The organism is Reticulibacter mediterranei (assembly GCF_016587455.1).
Window position 1 is genome coordinate 2,781,243 of the sequence record NZ_BNJK01000001.1, and the last position, 26,044, is coordinate 2,807,286.

The window sequence follows — 26,044 nt, forward strand, 5'->3', positions numbered from 1 at the left end:
CGCGCAAATACGACACACCTGGGTATTAACGCAAAACATTCGACAACACAAACATTAAATTGGCAGGACGCTCTGCCATGCGCCGCATCAGGTAGGGATACCATTGCGAGCCATAGGGCACATAGACGCGCACGTTATAGCCACGTTTGCTGAGATTCTCTTGCAAGTCGCGGCGTATCCCATAGAGCATCTGAAACTCAAAGGCGTCTTTGCTGATGCCATGATCGCGCACATACTTACAGGCGGCGTTAATGATCTCCTCATCATGGGTGGCAATCGCCGGATAGTTGCCACGTGCCAGCAAGAGGCTCATCAGCTGCACGTAGTTACGGTCAACATCGCTCTTGTTTTGATATGCGATGGTGTTTGGCTCACTATAGGCTCCTTTGACGAGGCGCACGCGAATGCCCTGCGTGATCAATCGTTCAATATCTTTTTTGCTGTGATACAGGCACGACTGAATCACGGTGCCAACATGCTCAAAGCGTTCATGCATGCGTAAGGTGATATCGACGGTGCGCGCGGTGTAGGCAGAGCTTTCCATATCGATGCAGACGAACAGCGAATGCTCCTGGGCCTGCTGCAAGATCTTCGTCACATTTTCTTCGCAGAGGCTCTGATCGATATCCAGACCAAGCGCCGTAAGCTTGATGGAGATATTGGCATCTACACCTGCTCGCTTGATGATATCGATATCGGACACATAGGCATCGGTTGCGCCTCTGGCCTCCTGCTCGGTCGTCACATTCTCGCCCAGGTAGTCGAGTGCAACTTGAATACCGTGTCGATTGAGGGTGCGAGCGGCCTGCACCGCGTCCTCAATATCTTCTCCCGCCACAAAACGGCGCGAAGCTCCCCGCGCAAGGGGATTCTGGATCACAAAATCATGTACCCGCGCATTTTGCGAAAGATACAGCAGCGTATCCTTGAGCATCATCGGCTCCTTTCCTTTAGAAAAACGGGTAACAACGAAACTTGCATTGTTTCACACATGAAGCTATAGACAAAAAAGGGGTATTGCAGAATCATATGTTTTACCTATCATCCTGGTATACAACGCATAGATAGTTCGTTTTGTATGCTTCCAATAGTAGTGAGCGATAGATCAGATCGTCCTTCTCAAGTATCTGCTTACCATTTCAGCGTGCGACGGACCAGGTAATCCCGCAGGCGATCAGGGAGCAGGCGGCCTATTGTCATCGGGATAGCAGCGCTACGAGGAACCGCATAGCGCACGCCCGGCCTGTCGCTCTCCAGGATATGTGCGACCATATCGGCAAACACCTGGGGAGGGAATCCCTGTTTGCTGAAGCGTTTTGCGAACCGCTCAGAAACCTGCAAGAGCCGCTCATATGGTCCTTCGCGCTGCGCTCCGATCCGTTGCAGGGCGCGTTCCAGGCTCGTATTCCAGATGTCGGTCGGGCTAGAAATTGGCTCGACAAGAACCACGCGCACGCCAAATGGCACCAATTCTATGCGCAACGCGTCGCTCAGGAACTCTAAAGCGGCCTTACTAGCATTATAAGCGCCAGCAATGGGTGTTGCAACACGCCCGCCAATGCTACTCACCATGATGATAATCCCTCTGGCCTCTTTGAGCAGCGGCAGAAACGCCTGTGTCACCGCGATCTGGGCAAAAACATTGATCTCAAACTGGTTCCGCAAATCCTCGATTGGCAATAGCTCGATTGGGCCACCATAGGCCGTTCCTGCATTGTTCATTAACGCATCCAGGCGTGGCACGTGCTCCTCATGCTCCATCGCTTCATCGCCTCGTAGATGCTCCGTCACCTGCTCCATAAGCTGCTCAACCTGCTCCTGTTGTGTAATATCACAGAACAGGATGGTGAGATTTTGTGAGCAGCCGTGTCGTCCAGCTTCTGCTATCAGGCTCTCCCTGTCCGTCTCCTTACGTACGGTGCCGAAGACATGCCACCCTTTCTCGGCCAGAGTCAGCGCAGTAATGCGCCCAAAACCACTGGAACAGCCCGTAATCACGATCGTCTTTTTATCCATGCCCGGCTCCAATCCGCGACCACAAGCCCAGGCGTATTAGCTCATTGCGCGCCTCAAAGCCGAACAGCTCCGGGTCCATATCCCGACCATGCCGTATCACCAGGCCGCGCAACATCTCGATCTGCTCTGCTTTTGAGGCACTATCGCGTTCAAAAGGGATATGTTGCGCCAGTTGCTCAACTGCCTGTCGGTTGTACCATTGTTCTTGCGTCTCTGTCATAACAACGTGCATATACCTGGGAAAAGAGTATCTCAAGCGGCCAGCAAGGTCCACTTACGATTCAATGGTAACACTTGAACAGGCTTGACTTCAAGGGAAAGCAAGCAGGAATATCTCTTTTGATGATACATGTTTAGACGTGTTGAGGGAGAAAAAGACATAGCCATTTTGACCTACCCAACCGGACAATACTTGATTACCTGCCTGTAACAATGTTAGTGTGAGATGTAGCAACATCTGTAAACAAGGTAGGCGAAGGCGATGTTCTGTCCATTCTGTCAAACAGCACGCGTAGAAAATGAAGCGCCATGTCCGAACTGCGGGGCACAATCTCCGCTCCTGGGGCGTTCTCAGGCGAACAACTGGCAAGCAGCATCATGGGGTGGCCCATCAATAGGCGCACCACAACAATGGAGTCCCAGCGCAGGACCGCAGTTGTCATTTGATGCTCCTCCCTCTTCCTGGCCACAGCAGAACTCTGCACAACAGCCAGATCAGCAACAATACTGGTCACACGTGTCAGGTCCATTGAGGCAACCAGCACCACAGAACCAGCAAGTGGACCAGCAACAGTACTGGTCACATATCTCTGATCATCCCGAAACATCGGCACAAAATCAGTACTGGTCTCAAGCTCCCGATTTGCCAGCACAACAGAACTTGCAGAATCAGCCGCAGCAAGCGTGGTCTGCCGGGGTGGGTATTCGGGAAGCATCCCCTGCCCAGAGTCAGCAGATGCCGCCAGAGGCCTCGCCAGATCAACGACAATCGATGTTACCAGCCATCTATCAAGGCGGCGCGGCACCGCAGGTTCATCCGGGGCTGTCTCACCTGACGCAACAACTGATCCCTGTACAGAACATTGAACATCTGCTGCCAGCTCTTCCTGCCGAGGAAGAGGCAGTGTACGTTCCCCCGATGTACACTAAGCCCCGACCGATCATCCCCCGCTACCGCATCATCAGCGGCTTCCTCAGCATTATCATCGTGAGTATGCTGGTCTGTGCGGGAGCAACCTATTACGCCAAAGCCAGCGGCACACTCACGCACATGAAGCAGTTCGTCGGTTTGAGTTCGCCACCCACCCTGAAGCCAACGGTGCAAGCCAAGATACCCGATCCTCCTGAAAAAGTGGACGAGGGACCGGCGAAAGATGTCATCAGATCAGCGGCCACGACTGCTCGCGTCGATAAAAAGGCCATTATTGCGCTGCAACCGCAAAAGATCTTCGCCGTGAATCAGGAATTTTTTGTCATCTATAGCGTTTCCCCACAGGAGAAGGATGGACAGGTGACGGTTCGCTGGTATATGAATGATCATCTTTTCCAGAGCAAATCTGTCCCGGTCAAAGCCAAGAACTCGATCAATGGCTATGCGAACGAACAATTTGCGATACCAGCACCGGGCAAGGTTGAGTTGCTCTGGAATGACCAGCTCGCGCGTACACTCTATTTCGCCGTCAGGTGACACCTCTGAACAGGGTAGAAAACAAAACGAGAGGGCGAAGCATTTCTGATACGCTTCGCCCTCTCGTTTTGTTTTTTATATAAAACGCGCTATTTACATTGGGTCTGGACGGTTACATCACCATAGACCTTGACCTGGCAGGCCAGGCGTATATCAGGATTCTTCTGAAGATCCTTCCGCAGCCAGAACTTCTCCATAAAGGTGAGCGGGCTGGTATTGGTCGAAGGAGAAACGGCTACCCGATCAGTGCCGCATAGTCCATTGCCATGACAATTGGCAAATTTGTAAATACCGCAATAGACTGGAACATCATTCTCCAGCGCGGGATAACGCACGGCATCGCCTTCCGGCACCTCAACCCGCACATTTTCACGAACATACGTAATAGTTGGCACGACTCTATCCTCCGCGATGATAATATTTTCAAATAGATCTGGTATGATACCTCTGTCAGAATATAGCACAGACATGGTGATGCGGCAAGATTGCCCCATACCAGCAGGCTCGTCTGGTCTGACGAGTTTATTTGCACATCGTATCAACAGAGAAGGGAGATTATTCATGGGCCAACAGGGTTCATCAGCTAATAGAAAGCGGCGCATCGGCCTGATCTTTGGCGGTCGTTCGGGAGAACACGAGGTCTCGCTAGCCTCAGCCAAATCCGTGATTGCCAATCTCGATCACGAGAAATACGAGGTGATACCCATCGCCATCACCAAAACAGGTGCCTGGCTGCTCGGTGCTGATCCACAAGCATTGCTAACAGCTGGTCAGGATACCCAACCAGAAACTACCACCACGACCGTCACGCTCACTGGCGATCCTAACGTGCGCCGTCTGATCCCTCTGGAAGGTGGTGAGCAGTTGCGCGAGAACGGTGCGCTCGATGCTATCTTCCCGGTCATGCACGGTACAACTGGCGAGGATGGTGCTTTGCAGGGTCTGCTCGAAATGGCAAATGTTCCCTATGTGGGCTGCGGCGTGCTGGGTTCGGCGCTGGGGATGGATAAGGAAAAGATGAAGATGATCTTCCAGACCATCGGCCTGCCTATCGTCGATTATCTGGTCTACCGTCGCCACGAATGGGAGCGTTCACCAGAAGCCGTCATGGACGCAATCGAGCAACGCCTGGGCTACCCTATTTTCATCAAACCGGCGAATCTGGGATCGAGCGTGGGCATCAACAAAGCGCACAACCGCGCTGAACTGGAACACGCTATAAACGTGGCGGCGGAATATGACCGCAAAATTGTTATTGAAAAGGGCATCAACTGCCGTGAGCTAGAATGCGCCGTACTGGGCAACGATGAGCCGATTGTCTCGATCGTGGGCGAAGTTGCCGCCAGCAGCGAATTTTTCGACTATAACGCCAAATACATCGATAACAAATCCGAGATCACCATTCCAGCCGCTATTCCCCAGGCTACAGCGGAAGAGATACGACGTCAGGCCTTGCAAGCGTTTCTCGCCCTCGACCTGAGCGGGCTGGCTCGCGTCGATTTTTTCCTTGAGAAAGAAACCGGGCAAGTCTATATGAACGAGGTCAACACACTGCCAGGCTTTACGCAGGTCAGCATGTATCCCATGCTCTGGGAGGCCAGCGGTATTCCCTACAGCGAGTTACTTGACCGTCTCATCGAGCTTGGTATCGAGCGCCATGCTGACCGACAACGCAATCGTACCAACCGCTAAATACACAGCCATTGAAAACAATAAGGAAGAAAGAGCATGTCACGCACCACAATTGAATCCGTTATCGTCGAACCCTTAAACATTCCCTTGCTCGAACCGTTCACCATAGCGACCGGGAGCGTCTCCGCAGCCAGCAATGTGCTGATTACGATCAAGCTACAGGATGGGAGCATTGGCTATGGGGAGTGCGCTCCGTTCCCACCCAGCACGGGCGAATCGCAGGAGACGGCTTTGGCCGCCGCTCATGCCTGTGCCGCGCTGGTGCAGGGACGCGATGCGTCCCACTGGCGCGTCCTCTCTCACCTGCTGCATAGCATTTATTATGCCCAAGCAACCGTCATAGCAGGCATGGAGATGGCGATTCTCGACGCTCTCACGCGCTCGTATGGCATGCCGCTCTACGTATTTTTCGGCGCGGCCAGCAGCGCGGTCGAAACCGATATGAGCATCCCGATGGTCACGCCAGAGCGCGGCTACGAACTGGCAAAAGAGACGGTAGAGCGCGGGATTACAACGATTAAAATCAAAGTTGGCGGCGATGTGCGCGACGATGTGGCACGCGTGGAGGCGATTCGGAGCGGTGCGCCCGGTCTGGGTCTGACGCTGGATGCCAACCAGGGCTACACACCAAACGAGGCGCTGCTCTGTCTGGAAGCACTCGATGACCGTGATATTCGGCCTCTGATGCTGGAACAGCCGGTCCACAAAGATGATTATGAGGGTCTGCGCTACGTCACGCAACACACAACAGTTCCGGTGGCTGCCGATGAAAGTGCCGCCAGCGCCGCAGCCGTTGCTCGCTTGCTGGCGATGGGGGCCGTCAACGTCGTGAATATCAAGCTCATGAAAACAGGCATTGTTGAGGCACTGGATATCGCGGCGCTCTGTCACACCACGCATACGCCGCTGATGATCGGAGCCATGATCGAGTCGCGCCTGGCAAGCAGCGCCGCCGCTCATTTTGCAGCTGGACTGGGCGGCTTCCGCTATATCGACCTGGACACGCCGATGTTGCTAACAGAAGATCCATTTACGGGAGGATATGAGCAACGCGGGGGCATCTATGACTTATCTACTGTTAAAAGAGGGTTAGGGATAGAGCGCAAATAGAGAGAACGGATAATAAGGAAAAAAGAGAAGCGGGCTTCTCCAGGGTTGCTACGTCCCCTGGAGAGCCCACCTCAGATCGAAGGGTCAGTCACGTCATGCCGCTCGGCGTGTCTCCGGGCAGTTCGCCACCTGCTGCGGGTCCAGCGTGATGATGAGGCTCAGGACCTGCACCTGCCCGTTGGAACCGACGACGCCGAGGCTCAGCTCGGCGTCAGACCGCTGGAGGTTGGCGATGAGCGGGACATACGCCCCGTCATGCGCCGTCACTTCGCTGAGCATCGTCTTGCCACTCAGCAGCGACAGGTGAGTACCGCTGTTGGTTGACACGGTCGCGACAGCCTGGCAGGAGGTCGAGTTGACCGAGAAGTTGACGAGGTTGACCTCAGCGTGACCGTTGTAGATCTTGCTGGGATCGCCCTTGCCAGTAGCCCCGACCTGCACACTGGGGAACTGGTTCTGGCCGATGGTCACGGTACCATTCACCGTCCCGGCCTGCGCCACCTCCGTCGAGAAGACCGGCCGGATCTGGTTGGACATCGGGTTCCATCGTCCGATGACCTCGAAGTCCGGCCCGCTGATGGCAAAAGATCCACCCGGCATGCTCTGCCAGTGGTTCTTGAGTTCGACATCCACGGTAGGGCCAGTAACGCGGGCCATGAGATCCCCGTCCGAGGCCCCCGAGACCTTGATGGCCTGGTGGTCCTCCCCCGGCTGGGTGAGCGTGCCGCCATCCAGGAGGTAGTTTCCCTCAGCGGGAACCTCCTGCGCGGTCGGCGACTGGGTGGTGGTGGGGGCCTTCGAGTTGCCATACGGCAGGACGACCCACACAATCAGGCCGACGACCGCCAGGGCTGCACCCGCGATCACGATGATGCGGGGCCGCTTGGCCTGCGGCAACCGGAGCCGCCATGAACGAACGTTGAGAGACACGACTCTCCCTTCCCTGCTCCTTTTCCAAGGGAGCACGTTGAACCGTACAGGCCATATGATTGAGTGGCCTGCCCTGCTCTACCGACACCTGATGACAGACATCGGCAACTCCTCCACGCCGTTTAGAGCGAGGGGAAGCTTTGTGTTCGCGCACACAAGGCACGCAGCGCACGATTCCAGGTTAGCAGGTGGACCTTTCTCTGCGCTAGCCACTTTATTGAGGAGAGGTGTAGCCATCTCTCCGGGCCTGTGAAGAGTCTGCAACAGTGTGCGAACTCCTAGGCACCAATCTTTCCTTGTCAGTGTACTAAATTCACATTATTGCATCGTTAATAACACGTTAAATCACTGCACGCTTGCACGTCTCAGCCTCTCTAGTTTGGTTTTGGGGCTATAGAGGGAAAATCCCCGCAGGAGAAATGATGAAAAGCAGCGGGGGGCGGGGCGACCATAAAGGTGTGCTGCCCTCTTGCCAGCACGTCCTAGACCCATTCGTGCTGGCAAGGCACACCCTTATGGCCGCCCTGCCCCTCGCCGCCAGGGAGGTCTACTGTTAATGTAACAACAGTTTTATTCTGCGTCTTCGCAATAAGAAGAGGGAACGTCGGGCAACAGGTATGCATGCTGCCAGTGCTACGACACAGCCGAACAACAGCACGGCATCGAGGCTCACCAGACTATCGATCCATCCACCAGCGAGCACGCCAAGCCCAAATGCAACGCTCGCCACCATCAGAACCAACGATTGCGTACGACGGCGCAACATATCATCGACGAGTGCCTGAGAAATATTGGCATGGAACACCTCACGAATGGAGATCGGGAGAGCCAGCGCTTCATGCCAGAAGTACCTCTCATCCGAAAGATCAGACTTCTGCGCTGTGGTTTTCGGGATGATCCTCTCTATCTCAGCTTCTTGTAATAGTTCTTGTCTGTGGTACGCTGCCTCATATTCCATATAGCAGGGGTACATTTTTCCACTCCTTTCCCGCTATCACTTCTATGATGCATGCCGCTCTATGCAAGGATAAGGCTGTTTCTGTCAACAGCCATTGTGCAATATGTACGCCTTCCTTAGCCCACCAATTGACCAATCTGGCTCATGTGTCATACAATAGACGTAGCCAGACAGCATACAGCGACAAAATTGCCGGTGAGGGACGTGCGCTAACTTGCCAGGTCTGAACACGCCCTCTAGCTTTCTGGTTTCTTCTTTTTTTATGCCAGCCCCCGTTTGAGATATGCCTCTAACAAACCGGAGACATCGGAGAGGGTCTCTTCGCGCAATCGATAGCGGTGATCACTTGTCCTTACACGCACCAATCCAGCGGAACGTAGCACGACAAAATGATGATGCAGGGTTGTTTTCGCGACCCCCAGTTCATCCGCCATCTCTTGCAAACTGTAACCGTTCTCTGCCAGCTTCTTCAACATCCGCAAACGACGCTCATCGGCGAGCGCTTTGTAGAGCCTCACCAGACGTTGGGGAGGAGCGCTATTATCTTCCACCAGACTTTCATCCGCCACAGGATAACAAAAAATCACAACATTATGGTGATCAGTGCTGCATACATACGGCCTCATAGCAAAGCAAGGGACCAGCACGACGCTACGTGTGAACGGCTCCGGTATATACTCAAAACCGTTGGTCGCCACTTCTATAAAGCGTTCAGGAGCAAGCGTCCGTTTGAGCGCACGCTTTGCTTCGGCATCGCGTTGTAGGATGGACAATACCAGCGGTTCCTGCTCGCAAAAAACCTCATCATACCAGCGCCGCAACACTTCCAGCACCGTACTTTTCATGGTCTCTGCATCCAACGAGAGCAGTTGCCGCGTTGACCGTTGCCACGATGCATCTCCCGGTTGCCCCAGCTTCAAAAATCGCTTCTGCGCCGCGCTATCTCCCTCCGCCGCCTGCAATATGGTTTCTGGTGAGACCAACTTCCGCATGCTGCGATCATAATATCCCAACATATAAAGGCGTAGCTCCAGTGCATCCATCGCCTCTATATAAGCAAGCAATGTTGGAACATCTGCGGGTGCCTCACAATCATAAACAATGCCTGCCAGATAGCACCAGATTTTACAATCTTGCCAGTGTCCCGCAATCCGTTCAATAGCAGTACGCAGTTCGAGCGAGAGGTTAGCTCTCATCCGCACCAGCTGCTCATTGCCCATGTCATAATCGCTGTCATCTCTGGCATCGCACACGGCACAAAGCGACATCACGCATTCGTACGCTGCGCCCACATCAATTTCAATTTCTGGAAACCGGTTTCGATTCGCTGGATTCAGTACTGTCATAGGACTATCTCATAGTTGGTTCGACTTCTGCCTTGTGTTCGATATTTTTCGTACAAGACAATTGTAGTCGAACCATCCCGGATTTGTCAATTGCTCTACTATAGACATTTTGCACAGGAATAATTTGCTAGCGATATGCTTCTGCTTGCAGATTAAATAGCTCGGCATAACGACCATTAAGCGCCATAAGTTCCTGATGCGATCCGCTTTCACGAATCTTGCCATATTCCAGCACGAAGATGCGATCAGCCAGGCGCACGGTGCTGAAGCGATGGCTGATAAAGATGGCGGTCTTACCTTCGGTGAGGACGCGAAAACGTGAGAATACATCATATTCGGCCTGGGCATCGAGCGCACTGGTCGGCTCATCCAACACGAGAATATGGGCATCGCGGATAAAGGCTCGTGCCAGCGCCACTTTTTGCCACTCGCCACCGCTTAACTGCATCCCATTCTTAAACCATTTGCCCAACATCGTGTCGTAGCCGTTCGGTAGCCCCTCAATAAGCGCATTGGCTCCACTCTTCTGTGCGGCGGCTTTGACTAACTCCTGATCCTCGATCTCGGCAACGCGCCCCACGCCGATGTTTTCGTGCGCGGTCATATAATAATGGACATAATCCTGGAATATCACACCGATCAACCCGCGTAGATCGTGCAAATCGTACTCTTTGATGTTACGCCCACCAATCAGGATCTCGCCCTCGTCTGGATCATAGAGGCGAGTCAGCAGCTTAACAAGGGTTGTTTTGCCAGCTCCATTTCTGCCCACCAACGCAATTGATTCGCCCGCTTGAATCGTAAAACTTACATTTTTCAATGCAGCCTGCGTCTCAGGATCTTTCCCTGGATAGGTAAAGCTCACATTCCGAAACTCGATCTCTAACCCCTTAACTTCGGACATGCCTTGTACTGGTGCAGCTATGGTTGGCGAGACGATGCGCGGCTTATATTCGAGAAACTCGAAGAGCAAATTCACATACAGGTTATTCTCGTACATGCTGGAAATGCCATTGAGCAAGTTCTGGAAGTTTTGTCCCGTCTGCGTGGCTGTCTGGGTATAGAGGGTCAGGCTACCCAGCGTCACACTCACGGGGTCCATCACAGCCCGCAGCGCCACATAGAGATAGATGCCACTATTCGCCACGCCCGTCAAACCACTCCAGAAGAAGTTGGTCATATAGCGGGCAACCAACAACTGTCGATTCTCCTCGTAGAAAGTGTGCGCCAATTGCTTAAAACGCTCGATAAGGAAGGGGCCGAGATTGAAGAGCTTGATCTCCTTATTATAGGTATCAACCGAGAGCAGATTGGAGAGGTACATCATGAGTCGCCGCTCGGGTGATTGTCGCCGCATACGCTGATAGGCTCGCCAACCATAGCGCGTACTGGAGATAAACGCTGGCAGCGGCACGAGCAAGGCAATAATCGCCAGCCACCATGCCAGTTGCGCCAGAAGGATAATCATCGAAACGAGCGTGACCAGGGTACGAAAGAGATCGAAGGTTTGCGAGATCATTGAAACCGGCTTATAGGTCGATTGGTCGGTCGCTTCGCGCAATTTATCGTAAAACTCCGGGTCTTCAAAAAAGGCCAGATCAAGCGTATCGGCCTTCTCTAAAATAAGGAGTTGAATATGGTTGGAAACATGCTCCTGTAAAAGCTGCTGCACGATATTGCTGAGCGTACTGAACAAATTAGAAAACAGAACTATCGCCAGTTGCAGGCCCACCGGCCCCCAGATGGGCGCGGTACTCCGAATTTGAATGCCCCTCACCACACTATCTACAACCAGTTTGGTGATCCACACGCTGGCCGCCGGGGTAAAGCCCTGTAACAGACTCAGCAGCGCCAGAGTCGTTGTCATCAAAGGGCTGGTAGACCAGACAAGACGCAGAACACGGGGTAAACTGGCAAATGCTCCGGGGATCTGTTTGATACTAAAACCATCGTTGTCCTTCCGCTTCTTTTCATCCTGTAGCGCCCTTATCGCGTTGATTTGTTGTTGCATTGAGCCTCCTGCCCTTCCATTCCATTGAGAGAGGTAAAGACATAAAAAGTTGCCGGTGGAGACAAAACAATAGACCGGCAATCTTCCATCCTTCTTTTGAGTATACCTGTAATGCTGTGACAATACCATTCACTTTATGACAGATTTTGCCCTCGCAAAACTGCCAGGATCACTCCTATCTATTTGATCAGTGAAGCAAAATAAACGAATTTTTTAATAGATTTCGGGTAAAAGTAAGCGTTCTTTAGAGAAAATAGTTTTCGACATTAATATTTTGTGAAGAAATGAGAAGAATATGAGGAAGGGGCAGTATTTGTCTTGACAGGAGGATAACCGCCGCCGTATTATCCATGCAGTCAACTGCACAGCGAAGAATGGAGCAATAGATGATGACATCATTTGATCCTCAAGGGAGAACCGATCGCCTGGAAACGATCCTGCAAGCTGTCGAACAAACACAGCAAACAGGTATTATGAATGTGCAACGTGGCAAAGGTGGTGTCAGCGAAAAGGGGATTGTTTACTTTTTGCATGGGCAGGCAGTTGATGCGACAGTGGGAGAACGCAAAGGAGTTGAGGCGTGGAACTGGCTGAAGACCTGGAACAGTTGCCAGTATGTCTTTACCTCAAAATCTCCGGCTGAAATACCAGCCCCATCTCCATCTGTTCCTGAAGCTGCTTCCAACCATAAAATAGCTTCACCTTTAGCGTTTGTCGCTAATATGATACCCAGGGGCACTACCCATAACGAAACAAAGTCGGATAGCCAGGTGGCTGATTCCGAAATACCAGCACAACCGACCGAACCACTGCCAGACGGGGTTGTTGAGCAACTGTCCTTCCAGACGCCCATTCCACCGGTACAGGCTCCTGCTGCTTTTAACACGCCCCCGGCCTTGCCAGCATTCCAACCGCCGACAACATATAGACCATCTGGCACAAACAACAACTATAATACTAATATTGTCCCCCCAACTGGACCTGTGACGCCGATCCCCCCGACCTATCATACGCCAGGGCATGCATCGGCAACGTACAGACCGTTTCGTCTGATTCAGGGTTCCGATGCTCTATCCTATATGGCAAAAGCCAAACTGACGCGCCAGCATCGCCATATTTTCTTCCTGCTCGACGGACAACGCACCATAGATGACCTTACCCGTCTTACAGGAAACCATATCACAGATACCTTACGCCTGCTCGCCGACCTGGAACGCATCGGACTCATCAGCAACAATAAAAGATGAATCAGGCGGTTGACATGTGTCTCCTCTTCCTTCTATACTTATAGCAGTTATTTTCTTGATCTACTAAGTCAACAATTGGCTTCTAAGGAGGAAAATAGATACAATGTCTGGATATACTCATCCTGAAACGCTGGTTGATACGAGCTGGGTAGCCGATCACCTGCAAGATCCGAACGTGCGCTTGATCGAGGCAGACGAGGATATACTGCTTTATGAAATCGGCCATATTCCGGGTGCCGTCAAGCTGGACTGGCATGTCGATGTGCAAGATCTGGTGAGCCGTGATTTTGTCGATAAAGAGGGTTTCGAGCGACTGATGAGTCGCTGGGGGATCAGCAACGACACGACCATCGTGCTGTATGGCGATAAGAACAACTGGTACGCAGCATACTCGTTCTGGCTGTTCACGCAGTATGGTCACAAGTCGCTCAAGATCCTCAATGGTGGTCGCGCAAAATGGGAAGCGGAGGGACGCCCCTACACCAAAGAGGTTCCTCATTATGCGCCTGCAACCTATCATGCCCAGGATGCAGATGAGAGCATTCGCGCCTTCCGCGATCAGGTCGCGGCTGGCCTCAAAGATCCCAATCGCCGCCTGATCGATGTGCGTTCGCCCCAGGAGTACAGCGGCGAATTGCTGCATATGGTCAATTATCCTCAGGAGGGAGCGCAGCGCGGCGGACACATCCCCGGCGCGAAAAATATCCCCTGGGCTACAGCAGCCAACTCTGACGGCACATTTAAGTCGGTCGAAGAGTTGCGTCAGATCTATGAGGACAAAGATATTACCCCCGATAAAGATGTCGTGACCTATTGCCGCATTGGTGAGCGCTCGGCGCATACCTGGTTTGTGCTGACCCAGCTGCTCGGCTATCCCCAGGTTCGCAACTACGATGGCTCCTGGACAGAATGGGGCAGCCTGGTACGCGCACCTATTGAGAAACCCTAATAATCAGAAGCACTTGCAACCTCTGTAGTCGTATGTATTGCAATAAATGATATGGCAGTAATCAAGCCTGCCATATCATCCTTAATCGTTAAGGAGAAATACAATGACTGTCGTTCAAGAATTCCTCAAGGCCAACGAAAACTACGCGGCCAGCTTCCACAAGGGCGACTTACCTATGCCACCAGCCCGTAAAGTTGCGATCCTCACCTGTATGGATGCACGTATCGACCCGGCCCGCGCACTTGGATTGGAAGAAGGGGATGCACATGTCGTCCGCAACGCAGGGGGACGGGCCAGCGACGATGCGATTCGCTCGCTGATCATCTCTGAGCAACTCCTCGGCACAGGCACCGTCGTTGTCATCCATCACACCGATTGTGGCATGCTCACATTTAGTAATGAGGATTTGCGCCAGAAGCTACAGGGAGAATTTCATACCAGCGCCGATGATATCGACTTCCTGCCCTTCAAAGACCTGGAGCAGTCTGTACGCGAGGATATCGCCACTCTCAAGAACTCTCCCTTCATCCCTGATACTATTTCCATAAGCGGCTTCATCTACGACGTGCATAGCGGAAAACTGCTTCCTGTTTCTTGATGATGTTTAACAGCTGTGATGTGGTCTCTCCGGTCGTAGTGGAGAGATCACGTAGTTGAGGTCTCATTGCTTTCGCTTCTCCACAGACACAAGCGGCCATGTGCTATACTGCCTTCAGGATTGAGGATGTTTGTACTGCATATCAATGGAGATGTTGGCAATGACCACGAGTGAACGTAGCTCACAGGAAACTTCTCACCCCAAAGGGACTCAGGAGAAACTCGCAGAATTACATGATATCAAGGCCGCTGCCCGGCTTGGTGGCGGTCAAAAACGGATTGAGACGCAGCATAAGAAGGGCAAGCTGACGGCTCGTGAACGCCTGGATCTGTTGCTAGACCCCGGCACGTTTAACGAGCTGGATATGTTTGTGACCCATCGCTCCAGCGATTTCGGACTCGATGAGCAGAAGTTTCTCGGCGACGGCGTTGTCACAGGCTACGGACAGATCGAGGGCCGCCTCGTCTATGTCTTCTCGCAAGATTTCACCGTCTTTGGCGGCTCTCTCTCAGAAGCACATGCTGAGAAAATTTGTAAGGTGATGGATCTGGCGATGAAAAATGGGGCACCCGTAATCGGTCTGAACGACTCAGGAGGGGCGCGCATTCAAGAGGGAGTGGTGAGCCTGGGAGCCTATGCCGATATCTTCTTACGCAATACCCTGGCTTCCGGCGTCATTCCACAAATTTCAGCTATTATGGGTCCATGCGCGGGCGGCGCGGTCTATTCGCCAGCCATCACCGATTTCATCTTTATGGTGGAAAAGACCAGCTATATGTTCGTCACCGGCCCAAATGTGGTCAAATCCGTCACTCATGAGGATGTCACATTTGAAGATCTTGGCGGGGCCAGAGTCCACAATACTACCAGCGGCGTTGCCCATTTCGCTTGCTCCGACGAGCCGGACTGCATCCGCATGATCCGTCAGCTCATGAGCTATCTACCAGCAAACAACATGGAAGATCCACCCAGAATTCAGCCTGCTGATTCCCCTACGCGCAGCGAAGAGGCGCTGGATAGCATCATTCCCGATAATCCCAACAAGCCCTACGATATGAAGGCGGTCATTCAACATGTCGTCGATGATGGAGAATTTTTCGAGGTGCAGGAACATTTTGCCCTGAACATCATCGTCGGCTTCTCGCGCCTGAATGGGCGTCCCGTTGGGATCGTGGCACAGCAGCCACGCGCGCTCGCTGGCGTCCTCGACATCAATGCTTCGGATAAAGCTGCTCGCTTTGTGCGCTTTTGCGATTGTTTCAACATTCCCATCATCACCTTTGTCGATGTGCCTGGCTTCCTTCCCGGCACCGATCAAGAACTGAACGGCATCATTCGACATGGGGCGAAGCTGCTCTACGCCTATTGCGAGGCTACTGTACCCAAAATTACCGTGATTACGCGCAAAGCCTATGGTGGCGCATACGATGTCATGAGCAGCAAGCATGTGCGTGCCGATATCAACTATGCGTGGCCGACCGCCGAAATCGCGGTCATGGGAGCAGAGGCAGCGGTCAATATTCTTTTTAAAGATGAGATTGAGAAGGCCGAAGACTCGGAGCAGAGGCGCAAAGAACTCATCGCCGAATATACCGCAAAGTTTAATAATCCCTACATTGCCGCCAGCCGTGGCTACATCGACGAGATTATAGAGCCACGCAACACGCGCCACAAACTCATCAATGCCCTGGAGATGCTGAAAAACAAGCGCGACTCTAATCCCCCCAAAAAGCACGGAAATATCCCGTTATAAGGCCCCACGTTAAGGAAGGTGACTTCTAACCGCAAAGCAGATAAGCGCGGCACAGTTTTGGAAGAATCACCCCTTCAAGCAATGGTCGTTTGGGAGAGAGGAATACACTCGGTCATATCGAGTGTAAAGCCTTGACCATCATACCATATTAGCGAGCGCAACCTGGCAATCTCTGAGAGCGCCCTTTCCACGCCAACGTGGCCAGGGTCTAGGCGTAGCAAGTTCAGTGGCAATTCTTCTTCCTCTTCTGCCTAGAGCGCAAGAGAAAGCGGGGGTGCCATTGTCCTTTCCAGCTTTGCAACAGACCGATCGCGAAACCTGTTCTTTTGGTCAGTAACAAAAGGGTGATTGCGTGCTATATTTTTGCAGTGACCAATCAGTTTTATTCGTAGGATATTGGAAGGAGAAAGGTTTTTCTGATGAGAACACGCCAATTCATTTTAAATGCGACGGAACAGATGCTGCAAACAAAGGGTCTGGCTCGCCTGACGAATAAAGAGATTGCGGAGGCTGCGGGATGCTCAGAAGGAACCTTGTACAACCATTTTGAGACCAAAGAAGCCTTAATTCTGGCTGCCATTGCAGAAAATCAGCCGGAGTTCTTCACGGTAGTTGGGGAGGATCGCATTGGAGAGCACTCCATTGAGGAAAATCTCCAGGACATCGCCCGGGCCGCCATGCGCTATTACCAAAAGCTCCTCCCATTGCAGACAGCGTTATTCGCCGACATGGACCTGCTGGCCCACTTTCGCCTCTGGATGCAAGAGCACCAACGTGGACCATTGGGACTCAATGAGATCGTTGCCAGATATGTTGCCGCTGAGCAGCGTCTGGGTCGTCTCAAGACAGAGATCAAGCCGTTTGCATTCGCGGCGCTGCTGCTTGGCTCCTGTCATCAGTATGCTTTTCTCCAATACTTTCAGGGATTCAATCCCTTCCCCGTCTCCGAAGAGCAGTTTGTCACTGACCTGGTGCAAACGCTGCTGGGAGGCCTCCCTATGAAGTAACCATTCCTGGAGAAAACGTTCTCCTGGTGAAGTCCCTCGTTGAAGAGGAAGCGTTTTCCAGGGAGATGACGTTTTCTCCGACGTCTCGTACTTGAGATCACAGGTCGTCGAAATCACTACCAGTCATACGGAAGACGAGTAGTTCGTAGAAAGGAACGAGAACTCTTATGACTAACGCAACTTTTCCTTATCCTAAAAAGTTTCAAGAGGTGTTTGGGCTACAAATGGCCTACGCAGAGGTCGGGAGCGGCGACCCGATTGTCTTTCTGCATGGGAATCCAACCTCTTCCTACCTCTGGCGCAACATCATCCCCTACCTGGAGCGTTTCGGACGCTGTATCGCTCCTGACCTGATTGGCATGGGCGATTCCGCGAAGTTGCCCCACAGCGGTCCCGATTCCTACACCTATGTCGAGCATCGGCGCTACCTGGATGCGCTTCTTGAGCAGCTCGACGTTCGGGAGCGAGTCACCTTTGTTGCGCATGACTGGGGGTCAGCTCTGGCCTTTGACTGGACTTGCCGTCGTCCGTATGCTGTGAAAGGACTCGCCTATATGGAAGCAGTGGTCGCCTCTGGGAAATGGGATGAGATGTCCGAGCGCGGGCGCAAAATCTTTCAGAATTTGCGCTCTCCTGCGGGCGAACAGATGGTTCTCGAACAGAACTCGTTTATCGAGGTGAACTTGCCCGCGACCATTCAGCGCACCTTGAGCGAGGAAGAGATGCGCGCTTACCGCCGCCCGTTTGCCGAGCCAGGTGAAGGGCGTCGTCCCACCCTCTCCTGGCCACGTCAGCTTCCCTTTGATGGCGAGCCTGTTGATGTCACTGAGATTGTTGCAATCTATGGAGAATGGCTGTCTCACAACTCCATTCCGAAATTGTTTATTCGCACCAATCCAGGCACCATGTCCCCGAGTTCTCTGGCGGTTTGCTGCGCCTGGCCCATGCAAACCGAAGTCAGCGTGCGCGGGCTTCATTATCCTCAGGAGGACTCTCCCGAGGAGGTAGGACAGGCGCTGATGAATTGGATACAAACCCTGTAAGAGAAAAGGATGAGAACAACAATGGCAACGCATATGATGCAAGCAATGCTTTTACATGACTATGGGAATTCTGAATCGCTTCAGTTGGAAGAGACACCCCGTCCGCTCCCGCAGGAGGGCGAAGCGCTCGTGCGGGTCTATGCTGTGGGCGTGAATCCCTTTGATTGGCTCATCCCTCAGGGGATGTTCAAAAAGTCCCGGCCCATTACCTTTCCATTTATTCCTGGCATGGAAGTGGCAGGAGTGGTAGAAGCGGTGGGAGCAGGAGTGACGTCCGAACTGCTCGGGCAGTCGGTGCTGGGGCAGGTTCCTCACGGTGGCTATGCCGAGTATGTCTCGATCCCCGTTCACTCCCTGGCGCGCAAACCGCAGACCATGAGCTTTATCGAGGCTGCTGCCTTTCCGCTTGGCATAACCATCGCCTGGCGCGCGCTCTTCGACAACGGAAAGGTAACTGCCGGGCAACAGGTGCTGATCCAGAGCGCCTCTATGGGCATGGGTGCGTTCGCAGTACAACTCGCGAAATGGAAGGGCGCTCGGGTGACTGGCATCGCTTCGGCCACGTACCGCGAGTTTGTCCATTCCCTGGGCGCTGAGACGGTCATGGATGCGACAGAGACGCCTGCCGAGCGGATGGACCTGGTGCTGCAAGGAGCTGGCTCGCCGGTGAGCAGTGCCCTGGTGGCTCTGCGGGATGGAGGAACGCTGATCACGAGTGGGAAGCTGGGTCCCGATGAACAGGAGCAGGTGCAAGCGCGCGGAATCCAGGTTGTGACCAGCGGTGGAACAACCTCAGCCACCCTGGATCAGCTCGTCCAACTGGCTGAAGAGGGCCTTCTAGCGGTGCCGGTGGGCAAGACGTTTGCCTTGCGCGAGGCGGCCAAATCTCATGCCTACGCACAGAGTGGTCAGGGATTCGGGCGCTTTGTGCTACGTGTCGTGGAAGAAGATCCCATGATGTCTTGATTGACGGTAATGGAACGCATATGCGTAGTTTCGCTTCTTTTATTCGGTTCCATTTTTTTGCGCATCGAAAAGGAAAGCGAGAGTGCTGTGGTGAACGACCTCAAGTGCGCTGATCGGCGGGCGCAAGGTCGGCCTCCACTCACAGACAGTCATTTACGCTCTTTTCACTACCGTCACAAAGCTGTTCCGTTGCCTATCCCCCTGTGGTAGGCGCAATCTTCTCGAAGGAGGAGTCATGTCATTTTCACAACGACTCATGCACGCTAGACCGCGCGGTCGCGCGTGGATACGCATTGCTCTGCGTTTCGGCCTGGTCGCCCTTTTCGCGGTGGCAGTAGGCGCCTCATACGGGCTCACTCGGGCCTCTGCCTCGCCTGCCCCGAGCATGCAGAAATACCTGGGTTACTGGAACTACGATCAGCCTAACCTGACGACCTTGAACAACGTTGGAGTGCTGTCCTGTCCAGACGGCGGAGGCCAGTGCGGCTCTCAACTTCCTCTGCCATTGAAGCTACCCCAGGTCGGCTGGGTGCTGTTTTCAGAAGGCCCGCACGGCACCGTCAACGGACATACTGACCAGGGGTGCACCTGGAATTTCCGGGTCACTGCTACTGATCTTGAACTCTCATCAACCACCCAGGAGTGTTTCAACCCCGCCGTCGGCTCTGTAGGCAACATCACCAAATGGTCGGTCACAGTGGACGGCAATAAGGAACACGAGGAGATTGTTGCCATCAGTCATCAGCCCAATGGCATCGACCTCATCGCTCCGATGAAATCCGGCTCCCGCACCAGAGTCAATGGTGTCGGCGGAACCGAGTCCTTCTCACGCTTCCTCGGCACGTTTAGCTACGATCCAGCGGACTTCCATACTCTGACGAACGTGGTAGCTACGGACCATGGCACCGCCTTCCCTGAACAAGGGAGCATCCAGTTCACTAAAAAGGACCGCAGCACTATCCTGGCTCACACGCCCGATGGCTGCAACTGGACACTCGCCGTTCGGGGCAACACCGCCGAACTCGATCCGGCCACACAGACATGCCATCTAGCCAGCGGTGATATCTCATTCCACTACTGGGCGATTGTGACCGACGACGGCAAACACATAAATGCCTTTCGGGCAGGAACCACCACGCTCACCGGTCAGCAGCCAACAAACAACTACCTCTACAGTGGTGCGCTGACACGATCGAGCCAACCCGAGGAAGAGTAATCGCATCAGAAGGTGGTTTTGGAGTTTCCATTTATGTGCAGCAGGCTATGACGCATATGGCAAGTCGAATTGACCAGCATGATGTTTTGACAGACTGCATAGAAAAGGTGAAATATTATGAAGATCATTCTGTGGGCAACATTGGTTGCCAATGGGAACTTTGCGCAAATCAGCGCGGAAAATTCGTCCCATAGGGAGGCATTCGGCGATTTCCTGGCACGCGCCCAGGCTACAGGGAATTTTATCGTCGGGCGGAAAACGTTTGAGGAGTTGGCGACAAGCGGCGGGGGCAACATGGGTGAAATAGACATGGTCCTCGTCTCCCAGACTATCGAAGAAATCCCCGGCGTGAAGGTGGTGAGCTCACCAAAAGAAGCCCTCACCTATCTGCAAGCCAAAGGGTATACCACTACGCTCCTGGCGGGTGGTGCAGCTCTGCACAATGCCTTTTTAGGTCAGGGACTTGTGGATGAGCTGATCTTCAATGTGGTTCCGGCATTGGAGGGAAAGGGGCTCAACCTTTTGCTCGATCAGGACCGCTATCAGTATCAAGAGGTCAAGTTGTTAGGTTTTCAGTCCCTTGGCAACGACATCGTTCAGTTGCACTATGCAGTCGAGCATGCCTAAAGTTTTGCGCTAAGCAAGCGCGATCCCTGAGCATGGAGGCACGGCACTGCAATCGGTGGCTCCGCCTCCATGCTCGTGCGTGACTAGAATGCCATCCTCAACCCTCTTTGCCGCCCGAGTGCTCATAGGGATATTTCCATCTCGGCAGAGATGCTAGCGTGACACTGCGATGCTATCAAGGAACTCGCGCACCACGCTGAGCAAACGCTCAGGCTGGTCTATTTGTGGCAGATGACCAGCCTCTGGGATGAGTTCAAAGCGAGCATTAGGCAACGATTCGGCGTAGGCACGTCCATAACCGGACAGGATGATAGTATCGTTCTCACCCCAGACCACCAGGGCAGGAACCTTCACGCGAGCCAGCCGACGACGCAGCTTCACATCGTACATCCTATCTTTTCCATACACGGCGAGCGTCTGCATGGTCGCGGCACGAGCTGCCGCCTGCTCAGGACTCAGTTGTCCCGGCTGAGATCGCTGATTGTTGCGTGCCGGTCCCTGAGCAGGAGGGGTAATCTCGTAACCCTCGACCTGGATACCGGCTGCGTCAACGAGAACCAGACCACCCAGATGCGTTGTTGCGCGCACGGCAAGCTCGGCAGCGATCCAACCACCAAAGGAGAAGCCAATGACGATAACGTCATGTAGGTCAAGCCGTTCGAGCAGATCGAGCGAGGTGAGCGCGATATCGTCAACACCCGTGAACCACTCAGGGCGCGGCTCCCCCGCAAAGCCGGGATGGGTTGGTACAAACACATGCGCATGTTCAGCGAGGGCCGCAGCGAAACCGGCCACGCTTTGTGGGCCGCCAGCGCCATGCAGGATCAGAATGGGATGGCCGCTCCCCTGCTCGTCAACACGCACTGTTAAGCCATCGGCAAACATTTCTCTTCGCGTGATAGTATTCATATGCTTTCATTCATCCTTCGTAGATGTATATTTTTACAGATTGTTGTTATTACTCATGATCTCTCCAGGAAAGAGTGCTCTATTGCTCAGACTGGGCTGCCATCACCTCACGAAAGAAAGCGAGCGTACCGGCTGGTGCGTCGGGAGCAATAGCTTTAGCCAACCCCTCGTTCGCGCCTCTGGCCGCGATCTCTGCACGCTCAAACATTGGCCCTTCATAGGCGCAAACGGCCTCTTCAAGCGTGCTGTACTCAATAATTGCTTCGGCCAGCTTTGCCGCATCGAACATCGCCAGATTAACTCCCTCGCCGGAAAAGGGCGACATGAGATGCGCTGCATCGCCTAGCAGCGTGACGCCCGGGCGAAAATCCCAACGATGCCCGATGGGCAGCGAGTAGAGCGGACGAGCCACGAAACGGTTATTGCATTCATGAATCAGCGCAAGCAGGCTGTTGCTCCAACCGGAGAATTGATTGAGCAGCCAGGCGCGCGCGATCTGGGAATTGCTGGCATCAAAACCGGTGATGGTCTCCCATCCTTCGGGAATACGCATCCCCGCATAGATCCTGATGTGAGCATGGCCGTTGCGCTGGGCGATCAAACCTTTATTATCTGCCAGGGCAAACATGCTGCCATGTCCAACCAGCCGAGCCAGAATGGGATGTTGCTGATCTACATCGTCGAGGCCAAATTCAATGAACGTCACGCCTGTATATGTGGGAGTTGCACTCGATACAAGGGGCGAACGTGCGACCATGCCCCATCTGCGCCAACGACCAGATCATATGTTTCGGTCAACCCATTCTCAAACAGCAACTCGTACGAACCATCGTCTAGCTGCTGAACAGAGCGTAAATTATAGCCCCAACGCACAACGCCGGGAACCATTGAGTCTAGCAACATAGCGCGCAAGGCGGTACGGTCAACCTCCGGGCGATCTTCCCCATCCTCCGTTTCGTCACTGCTGAAAAGCTTCTCGCCATCTTTGCTCAACAAAGATCCTTCCTGATCTTCGTAGCGCGCAATGGTTTTAAACTGTTCATCAAGTCCGGCCATGTGTACAGCTAGTAGACCGGATTCAGAGTGTAGATCCAGTGTACCTCCCTGCGGTCTCTCATAAGGATTGTTCTCTCGTTCAAAAACTGTCGTGGGAATATTGTGAGTCTGAAGTATACGTGCGAGCGTCAAACCGCCGGGGCCACCACCAATAATTGCGATGCGGGGAGTTTTGTTCTGTGCCATAGTTGTATCTTCCTCCATAAAGATCTCATCAATTCGGTAAGCATTGTTTTTGCTGAATAGGTAGAATTGATATAGTTAGAATTCTAATTTTCCACACAAAAAAGAGAATATATTCTCCTATGCTAAATTGCGCGCCATTTGCTCCAGCGCCTGGACAAGCTGTTGTTGTTGCTCCGGGGCGATCCCCTGCATCATTCGCTCATCTATCTCGTGAAAAACGACCTCAAACTCACTCATAAGCGCCTCTCCTTTAGGGAGAACGGTGACGATTTTTCTGCGCTCATCATCGGGATCGGGATGACGAACGATAAAGTTTTTGCGCTGAAGCCCCTGCAACAGGCTAGTGATAGACGAACCTCTCAGTTCAAAGGCCTCCTCGATATCCCTTTGGTTAACGATGGTTCCCTGCCTTTGCCGCGAACAGACAAAACCGATGATGCGCGCCTGCTGAGGCGTGATGTCGTAAGGCAGCAATCGCTGATCCATCAGGTGTTTAGTGCGCTGACCGATCAGGCTCAAATACGTCCTGACCTTGTTATCGCTGACGAACATGAATGTGCTACGGCCTCACTTCCTGATTACGAAACGCTTCATCGATTAGTTAGAATTGAAACTAATTTCAGTATAAGGCCAATTTCAAAGAATGTCAAGAGGTGCTTTTGACAGTGCGAAAAAGTGGTTCGCCTGTTAATGGTGGTTTGCACGCGTCCAGTGGAGGTCAACGTGGCCCGGAAAAATATAGACGATGGGGATCAGGGTATAGCAAATGAGACTGGCAATGGGCAGGATAAATGAGAACGCAATCGCCACCAGACATATCACTGGTGAGATGGCTATACGACGATAGACGGACAGATTGAAGTGACGATCTGGTGCCTTACCGCCAATCAGTAGAGGATTTGTGCTGCCATACCACCAGTGCAGGGCAATCAGCGCCGCAATCACGATCAGGTGCAGACCATAGAAAATCAGGGCCGTCGTGCCTGCTGGAATCGGCCTGGTATATTCTAAATCGACGCTATCAGCGAGCCACGATGTCGAAAAGGGGATCAGCGAAATAAAGAGAAAAAAGACAATATTGACCCATAACAGCGTACGATTGCTGCGCTTGATGTACTGAAAATGCGCATGATGGCTGACCCAATAGACGCCAAGCAACATGAAACTGAGCGCGTAGGCAAACAGGCGCGGCCATTCGCTGAAGAACCAAACATCAGGGGGTTGCCGAACGGTCGGAGGATGCACATCTAGCACCAGCAACGTCATAGCAACGGCGAAGATCCCATCTGCAAGCGCCTCGACACGATTTGTACTCAACCCTCGTCCTGATAAGGCGGGCTGTTCCTCTGCCTGCTTCCGATTGGCAACTTCATGCTCGCTCATATGATATCCCCTCGGTATGAATAACGTAATCAGGCCGGTTCATGAGGCTTTTCAAGCAATTCTAAGAGGACACCATGAGTTCCTTTGGGATGGAGAAAGATGGCACGTCCTTCAGCTGCGGTACGTGGTTCTCGATCAAGGACAGGTACGCCCTGCGATTGCATCTCTTGCAGGGCCGCATCAATATCTTCCACTTCGAGGCAGATATGATGCATGCCCTCGCCGCGCTTCTCTAAAAATCTCGCCAGACTGGAATCGGGCGAGGTTGGCTCGATCAGCTCGATCTCGCTCCCCCCGGGATCGCCTGGAGGAAGAAAAGCAATACGTACCTGCTCGCTCGGCACATCCTGAATCGCACGCGGCTGAAGGCCCAGCGTGTCCCGATAAAAGGTCAACGCCTGCTCAATATTTCGCACGATGATAGCCACATGATCGATGCGTCTGGGCATATCAGGCTCCTTTTGCTGGCAGATACCAATAAGACTAGGATTTATCGCCGCACTCGGCTGCCAGGTGAAAATCTGTCTGCTGTAAACGCTGCGGTACAACCGTAAAGACGCCAACGCTGCGCTGAATGGAGCTGGTCAACGTACGCAAAGCCATCAATGCTCCAATCCGCGTCTCTTCGTCATAATGCAATAGCTCTGCCGCCTGCTCAAATTCAGCCTGCGTCAAAACCTCATAAGAAAGGTCCGGTTTTACCAGAATGCTCAAATCTAAATCAACATAAGCCAGACGGTCGAGCAAGATCGATGCTGGCTGAATAATCGTTGCATACGTATGTATCAAAGCACGACCATTGTAAAAAGCACTTAACATATACCAGCGATCAGGCCAGAAGAATTGCAGGCAGTTCGAGCGTAACGGCCGTGTCCCGGTCGCCCAGCGCATGGGAGTACCAGCAGGCAGCCAGACGCGCGTGCCTCCTCGATTTGCATCATCCACCAGTTGTTCATCACCAAGCCGCTCATTTTCGCTCAGCTTATACGCCTTCCACGAACCGCGTAGCATCTGATCGTAGCTACGGCTTTCCACCAGAAATTCTTGTAACATAATAACTCTCCCTTCCGTCAGCCATCATAGTACGCAACTATGAAGTAATCGTCAAGCACAAAACTAAATAGTCCCACCTCGAACAAGACCACTATCTCCATCGATGCGGCTCCTTTCTTGCAAGTTTCTTTGTGCCTCCAGGCTGCTTTGTGTATTATTCATATGATACTACGTCCCCTCTAAAGTGTATCTTACAGCCCTCAACATCTTCACGAGCATCCCCATTTTTGCATTTCACGCTCTCTCTACTCTTATTGAACTCACCCCTACTCTCCCTTTTCCGCATAAAATATTGCCCTCT

28 protein-coding genes are annotated in these 26,044 nt (G+C 52.9%); 14 read left to right on the forward strand and 14 right to left on the reverse strand.

Annotated features, from left to right (window positions below; genetic code table 11):
• Window positions 1–25: 25 nt before the first annotated feature.
• From K3T83_RS11840 to K3T83_RS11850, 3 genes are all read right to left on the reverse strand, one after another.
• Complete coding sequence (locus K3T83_RS11840; RefSeq protein WP_236064879.1) at window positions 26–937, reverse strand: proline dehydrogenase family protein; 912 nt, start codon at window positions 935–937, stop codon at window positions 26–28.
• 194 nt (window positions 938–1,131) lie between these two features.
• Entirely contained in the window at window positions 1,132–2,016 is an 885-nt protein-coding gene (locus tag K3T83_RS11845; protein WP_220203174.1) for an SDR family NAD(P)-dependent oxidoreductase, read from the reverse strand.
• A complete protein-coding gene (locus K3T83_RS11850; protein WP_220203175.1) occupies window positions 2,009–2,236 on the reverse strand; it encodes a hypothetical protein in 228 nt (75 codons plus the stop codon). Before K3T83_RS11850 ends, K3T83_RS11845 begins: the two co-directional genes overlap by 8 nt.
• 261 nt (window positions 2,237–2,497) lie before the next feature.
• Here K3T83_RS11850 and K3T83_RS11855 point away from each other — a divergent pair, with 261 nt between their 5' ends.
• Window positions 2,498–3,703, forward strand: coding sequence for a hypothetical protein (locus tag K3T83_RS11855; RefSeq protein WP_220203176.1), 1,206 nt, complete (start codon window positions 2,498–2,500; stop codon window positions 3,701–3,703).
• 89 nt (window positions 3,704–3,792) lie between these two features.
• Here K3T83_RS11855 and K3T83_RS11860 read toward each other — a convergent pair whose 3' ends face one another.
• Entirely contained in the window at window positions 3,793–4,098 is a 306-nt protein-coding gene (locus K3T83_RS11860) for a 2Fe-2S iron-sulfur cluster-binding protein (protein ID WP_220203177.1), read from the reverse strand.
• A gap of 166 nt (window positions 4,099–4,264) precedes the next feature.
• Here K3T83_RS11860 and K3T83_RS11865 point away from each other — a divergent pair, with 166 nt between their 5' ends.
• The 4 genes from K3T83_RS11865 to K3T83_RS11880 all read left to right on the forward strand — a co-directional run bounded on the left by K3T83_RS11865 (window position 4,265) and on the right by K3T83_RS11880 (window position 7,417).
• Complete coding sequence (locus K3T83_RS11865) at window positions 4,265–5,395, forward strand: D-alanine--D-alanine ligase family protein (protein ID WP_220203178.1); 1,131 nt, start codon at window positions 4,265–4,267, stop codon at window positions 5,393–5,395.
• A gap of 36 nt (window positions 5,396–5,431) precedes the next feature.
• The gene (locus K3T83_RS11870) at window positions 5,432–6,505 is read left to right on the forward strand and encodes a dipeptide epimerase (RefSeq protein WP_220203179.1); all 1,074 of its coding nucleotides are present in this window, start codon (window positions 5,432–5,434) and stop codon (window positions 6,503–6,505) included.
• A 45-nt stretch (window positions 6,506–6,550) separates the two neighbouring features.
• On the forward strand, window positions 6,551–6,829 hold the full coding sequence (locus tag K3T83_RS11875) for a hypothetical protein (protein ID WP_220203180.1): 279 nt from the start codon (window positions 6,551–6,553) through the stop codon (window positions 6,827–6,829).
• 63 nt (window positions 6,830–6,892) lie between these two features.
• Window positions 6,893–7,417: a hypothetical protein gene (locus K3T83_RS11880; RefSeq protein ID WP_220203181.1), complete on the forward strand. Its 525-nt coding sequence runs from the start codon at window positions 6,893–6,895 to the stop codon at window positions 7,415–7,417.
• A 571-nt stretch (window positions 7,418–7,988) separates the two neighbouring features.
• On the opposite strand, the gene K3T83_RS11885 is transcribed toward K3T83_RS11880, so the two are convergent.
• The 3 genes from K3T83_RS11885 to K3T83_RS11895 form a co-directional block, all read right to left on the reverse strand.
• Window positions 7,989–8,408: a hypothetical protein gene (locus K3T83_RS11885; protein ID WP_220203182.1), complete on the reverse strand. Its 420-nt coding sequence runs from the start codon at window positions 8,406–8,408 to the stop codon at window positions 7,989–7,991.
• Window positions 8,409–8,653: 245 nt separating this feature from the next.
• Window positions 8,654–9,739: an ArsR/SmtB family transcription factor gene (locus K3T83_RS11890; RefSeq protein ID WP_220203183.1), complete on the reverse strand. Its 1,086-nt coding sequence runs from the start codon at window positions 9,737–9,739 to the stop codon at window positions 8,654–8,656.
• A gap of 127 nt (window positions 9,740–9,866) precedes the next feature.
• Window positions 9,867–11,750 carry an ABC transporter ATP-binding protein gene (locus K3T83_RS11895; protein ID WP_220203184.1) on the reverse strand — a complete coding sequence of 628 codons (1,884 nt, stop codon included), beginning with the start codon at window positions 11,748–11,750 and terminating at the stop codon, window positions 9,867–9,869.
• A 386-nt stretch (window positions 11,751–12,136) separates the two neighbouring features.
• Between K3T83_RS11895 and K3T83_RS11900 the strand changes: the two genes are divergently transcribed.
• From K3T83_RS11900 to K3T83_RS11940, 9 genes are all read left to right on the forward strand, one after another.
• On the forward strand, window positions 12,137–12,997 hold the full coding sequence (locus K3T83_RS11900; protein WP_220203185.1) for a DUF4388 domain-containing protein: 861 nt from the start codon (window positions 12,137–12,139) through the stop codon (window positions 12,995–12,997).
• 103 nt (window positions 12,998–13,100) lie between these two features.
• Window positions 13,101–13,946 (forward strand): sulfurtransferase, encoded by an 846-nt coding sequence (locus K3T83_RS11905; protein ID WP_220203186.1) that lies wholly within the window; start codon window positions 13,101–13,103, stop codon window positions 13,944–13,946.
• Between the two features lie 103 nt (window positions 13,947–14,049).
• Window positions 14,050–14,544, forward strand: a complete 495-nt coding sequence (locus K3T83_RS11910; RefSeq protein ID WP_220203187.1) for a beta-class carbonic anhydrase — start codon at window positions 14,050–14,052, stop codon at window positions 14,542–14,544.
• 160 nt (window positions 14,545–14,704) lie between these two features.
• Window positions 14,705–16,297: an acyl-CoA carboxylase subunit beta gene (locus K3T83_RS11915; RefSeq protein WP_220203188.1), complete on the forward strand. Its 1,593-nt coding sequence runs from the start codon at window positions 14,705–14,707 to the stop codon at window positions 16,295–16,297.
• A gap of 419 nt (window positions 16,298–16,716) precedes the next feature.
• Window positions 16,717–17,304 carry a TetR/AcrR family transcriptional regulator gene (locus K3T83_RS11920; protein ID WP_220203189.1) on the forward strand — a complete coding sequence of 196 codons (588 nt, stop codon included), beginning with the start codon at window positions 16,717–16,719 and terminating at the stop codon, window positions 17,302–17,304.
• 167 nt (window positions 17,305–17,471) lie between these two features.
• Window positions 17,472–18,347: a haloalkane dehalogenase gene (locus tag K3T83_RS11925; RefSeq protein ID WP_220203190.1), complete on the forward strand. Its 876-nt coding sequence runs from the start codon at window positions 17,472–17,474 to the stop codon at window positions 18,345–18,347.
• A 21-nt stretch (window positions 18,348–18,368) separates the two neighbouring features.
• Complete coding sequence (locus K3T83_RS11930; RefSeq protein ID WP_220203191.1) at window positions 18,369–19,313, forward strand: NADP-dependent oxidoreductase; 945 nt, start codon at window positions 18,369–18,371, stop codon at window positions 19,311–19,313.
• A 256-nt stretch (window positions 19,314–19,569) separates the two neighbouring features.
• Complete coding sequence (locus K3T83_RS11935) at window positions 19,570–20,529, forward strand: hypothetical protein (RefSeq protein ID WP_220203192.1); 960 nt, start codon at window positions 19,570–19,572, stop codon at window positions 20,527–20,529.
• Between the two features lie 117 nt (window positions 20,530–20,646).
• Window positions 20,647–21,156, forward strand: coding sequence for a dihydrofolate reductase family protein (locus tag K3T83_RS11940; protein WP_220203193.1), 510 nt, complete (start codon window positions 20,647–20,649; stop codon window positions 21,154–21,156).
• 153 nt (window positions 21,157–21,309) lie between these two features.
• Here the strand turns inward: K3T83_RS11940 and K3T83_RS11945 are convergent, their stop codons facing one another.
• The 7 genes from K3T83_RS11945 to K3T83_RS11975 all read right to left on the reverse strand — a co-directional run bounded on the left by K3T83_RS11945 (window position 21,310) and on the right by K3T83_RS11975 (window position 25,743).
• Window positions 21,310–22,065: an alpha/beta fold hydrolase gene (locus K3T83_RS11945; protein WP_220203194.1), complete on the reverse strand. Its 756-nt coding sequence runs from the start codon at window positions 22,063–22,065 to the stop codon at window positions 21,310–21,312.
• A gap of 79 nt (window positions 22,066–22,144) precedes the next feature.
• A complete protein-coding gene (locus K3T83_RS11950) occupies window positions 22,145–22,822 on the reverse strand; it encodes an FAD-dependent monooxygenase (protein ID WP_220203195.1) in 678 nt (225 codons plus the stop codon).
• Window positions 22,768–23,307: an FAD-dependent oxidoreductase gene (locus K3T83_RS11955; protein WP_220203196.1), complete on the reverse strand. Its 540-nt coding sequence runs from the start codon at window positions 23,305–23,307 to the stop codon at window positions 22,768–22,770. The genes K3T83_RS11950 and K3T83_RS11955 overlap by 55 nt, the downstream gene beginning before the upstream one ends.
• A gap of 117 nt (window positions 23,308–23,424) precedes the next feature.
• On the reverse strand, window positions 23,425–23,859 hold the full coding sequence (locus K3T83_RS11960) for a MarR family winged helix-turn-helix transcriptional regulator (protein ID WP_220203197.1): 435 nt from the start codon (window positions 23,857–23,859) through the stop codon (window positions 23,425–23,427).
• A gap of 135 nt (window positions 23,860–23,994) precedes the next feature.
• Entirely contained in the window at window positions 23,995–24,690 is a 696-nt protein-coding gene (locus K3T83_RS11965; protein ID WP_220203198.1) for a TMEM175 family protein, read from the reverse strand.
• Between the two features lie 29 nt (window positions 24,691–24,719).
• The gene (gene mce / locus K3T83_RS11970; protein ID WP_220203199.1) at window positions 24,720–25,139 is read right to left on the reverse strand and encodes a methylmalonyl-CoA epimerase; all 420 of its coding nucleotides are present in this window, start codon (window positions 25,137–25,139) and stop codon (window positions 24,720–24,722) included.
• 34 nt (window positions 25,140–25,173) lie between these two features.
• Window positions 25,174–25,743, reverse strand: a complete 570-nt coding sequence (locus tag K3T83_RS11975) for a DUF402 domain-containing protein (RefSeq protein WP_220203200.1) — start codon at window positions 25,741–25,743, stop codon at window positions 25,174–25,176.
• Window positions 25,744–26,044: the final 301 nt, after the last annotated feature.

Excerpts from the sequence above, each read along its gene's own strand:
- K3T83_RS11840 (WP_236064879.1), bottom strand. The coding sequence starts at position 937 with ATGATGCTCAAGGATACGCTGCTGTATCTTTCGCAAAATGCGCGGGTA.
- K3T83_RS11845 (WP_220203174.1), bottom strand. The coding sequence starts at position 2,016 with ATGGATAAAAAGACGATCGTGATTACGGGCTGTTCCAGTGGTTTTGGG.
- K3T83_RS11850 (WP_220203175.1), bottom strand. The coding sequence starts at position 2,236 with ATGACAGAGACGCAAGAACAATGGTACAACCGACAGGCAGTTGAGCAA.
- K3T83_RS11855 (WP_220203176.1), top strand. The coding sequence starts at position 2,498 with ATGTTCTGTCCATTCTGTCAAACAGCACGCGTAGAAAATGAAGCGCCA.
- K3T83_RS11865 (WP_220203178.1), top strand. The coding sequence starts at position 4,265 with ATGGGCCAACAGGGTTCATCAGCTAATAGAAAGCGGCGCATCGGCCTG.
- K3T83_RS11870 (WP_220203179.1), top strand. The coding sequence starts at position 5,432 with ATGTCACGCACCACAATTGAATCCGTTATCGTCGAACCCTTAAACATT.
- K3T83_RS11885 (WP_220203182.1), bottom strand. The coding sequence starts at position 8,408 with ATGTACCCCTGCTATATGGAATATGAGGCAGCGTACCACAGACAAGAA.
- K3T83_RS11890 (WP_220203183.1), bottom strand. The coding sequence starts at position 9,739 with ATGACAGTACTGAATCCAGCGAATCGAAACCGGTTTCCAGAAATTGAA.
- K3T83_RS11895 (WP_220203184.1), bottom strand. The coding sequence starts at position 11,750 with ATGCAACAACAAATCAACGCGATAAGGGCGCTACAGGATGAAAAGAAG.
- K3T83_RS11900 (WP_220203185.1), top strand. The coding sequence starts at position 12,137 with ATGATGACATCATTTGATCCTCAAGGGAGAACCGATCGCCTGGAAACG.
- K3T83_RS11905 (WP_220203186.1), top strand. The coding sequence starts at position 13,101 with ATGTCTGGATATACTCATCCTGAAACGCTGGTTGATACGAGCTGGGTA.
- K3T83_RS11910 (WP_220203187.1), top strand. The coding sequence starts at position 14,050 with ATGACTGTCGTTCAAGAATTCCTCAAGGCCAACGAAAACTACGCGGCC.
- K3T83_RS11915 (WP_220203188.1), top strand. The coding sequence starts at position 14,705 with ATGACCACGAGTGAACGTAGCTCACAGGAAACTTCTCACCCCAAAGGG.
- K3T83_RS11920 (WP_220203189.1), top strand. The coding sequence starts at position 16,717 with ATGAGAACACGCCAATTCATTTTAAATGCGACGGAACAGATGCTGCAA.
- K3T83_RS11925 (WP_220203190.1), top strand. The coding sequence starts at position 17,472 with ATGACTAACGCAACTTTTCCTTATCCTAAAAAGTTTCAAGAGGTGTTT.
- K3T83_RS11930 (WP_220203191.1), top strand. The coding sequence starts at position 18,369 with ATGGCAACGCATATGATGCAAGCAATGCTTTTACATGACTATGGGAAT.
- K3T83_RS11935 (WP_220203192.1), top strand. The coding sequence starts at position 19,570 with ATGCACGCTAGACCGCGCGGTCGCGCGTGGATACGCATTGCTCTGCGT.
- K3T83_RS11940 (WP_220203193.1), top strand. The coding sequence starts at position 20,647 with ATGAAGATCATTCTGTGGGCAACATTGGTTGCCAATGGGAACTTTGCG.
- K3T83_RS11945 (WP_220203194.1), bottom strand. The coding sequence starts at position 22,065 with ATGAATACTATCACGCGAAGAGAAATGTTTGCCGATGGCTTAACAGTG.
- K3T83_RS11950 (WP_220203195.1), bottom strand. The coding sequence starts at position 22,822 with ATGGTCGCACGTTCGCCCCTTGTATCGAGTGCAACTCCCACATATACA.
- K3T83_RS11955 (WP_220203196.1), bottom strand. The coding sequence starts at position 23,307 with ATGGCACAGAACAAAACTCCCCGCATCGCAATTATTGGTGGTGGCCCC.
- K3T83_RS11960 (WP_220203197.1), bottom strand. The coding sequence starts at position 23,859 with ATGTTCGTCAGCGATAACAAGGTCAGGACGTATTTGAGCCTGATCGGT.
- K3T83_RS11965 (WP_220203198.1), bottom strand. The coding sequence starts at position 24,690 with ATGAGCGAGCATGAAGTTGCCAATCGGAAGCAGGCAGAGGAACAGCCC.
- mce (WP_220203199.1), bottom strand. The coding sequence starts at position 25,139 with ATGCCCAGACGCATCGATCATGTGGCTATCATCGTGCGAAATATTGAG.
- K3T83_RS11975 (WP_220203200.1), bottom strand. The coding sequence starts at position 25,743 with ATGTTACAAGAATTTCTGGTGGAAAGCCGTAGCTACGATCAGATGCTA.